This is a genomic window from Caballeronia sp. BR00000012568055 (assembly GCF_029439455.1).
Classification (GTDB): Bacteria; Pseudomonadota; Gammaproteobacteria; order Burkholderiales; family Burkholderiaceae; genus Caballeronia.
Genome location: NZ_JAQFVG010000137.1, coordinates 1 through 819, shown reverse-complemented (window position 1 = coordinate 819; position 819 = coordinate 1). Strand labels below are relative to the sequence as shown.

Genomic DNA, 819 nt, shown 5'->3' with positions numbered 1-819 from the left:
CTGACGCATTGCAGGGCGATTGAGGATTTCCTTGCGGGCGTTGGGATCGAAGCTGATGCTCCCGCCTTGTGCTTTCACGATTCGAACTGCTTTGGTGACGGCCTCGACGATCGACGCTGAAAATAGCGATGAGCCCATTACATGAAAGTGTGCGCAGTCTTTTAAACGTGCTTCGGTTACGTGTTCCACGGACAACTTTGCGGACGCGCTATTGGCAATGTTGAAGATGAAATCGCGTTCGCCGTCGCTGCGGTAGGTGACGAAGGCGCTGCCCGTGGTTTCGTTTTCGATTACATCGATTGCTGTTGTATCGACGCCGTCTGTGCGCAGGCGTTCTGTATTTAATGCGCCGAAGTCGTCGTTTCCTACGCAGCCGATCATCGCACAGGGGCTTCCGGTTTTTGCTACCTGGTCGATGAAGATTGCTGGGGCGCCGCTGGGGTAGGGGCCGGTCAAGGTGCCCGGGGCGCGGAACGATTGGCCTCGTTCGGTTGCCATGATCTCTACGAGGATTTCGCCTATTGTCATTATTGAGGTTTGCTTTGGGGGTGGCATTTTGGTTTGGGATCCTTTTTGATGGGGTGCTGTTTGGGCTGTTGGTGCTTGATATTCAGTAGCCGCCTCCCCGGCGGGGGGATCACTTTCTTTGCTGCTGCAAAGAAAGTAATCAAAGAAAGCAGCTTTTCCAACCAGGCACTGCACGTTGAAAGGGTAAGTGGATTAACTTGCTCCCTCGGTAACAATAGCTCGCCGCCACGGAGGCCTGCCCGGCCTGTCAAGTGCTCGGTACGCGCTATGCAAGCACCTCTGTCTCCTAAG

1 protein-coding gene is annotated in these 819 nt (G+C 54.7%); it reads right to left on the bottom strand.

Annotated features, from left to right (window positions below; genetic code table 11):
* Nucleotides 1-555: sugar kinase (locus P7F28_RS07915; RefSeq protein WP_306805828.1), on the bottom strand; the 555-nt coding region annotated here is incomplete at its 3' end.
* Between the last annotated feature and the right edge of the window lie 264 nt (nucleotides 556-819).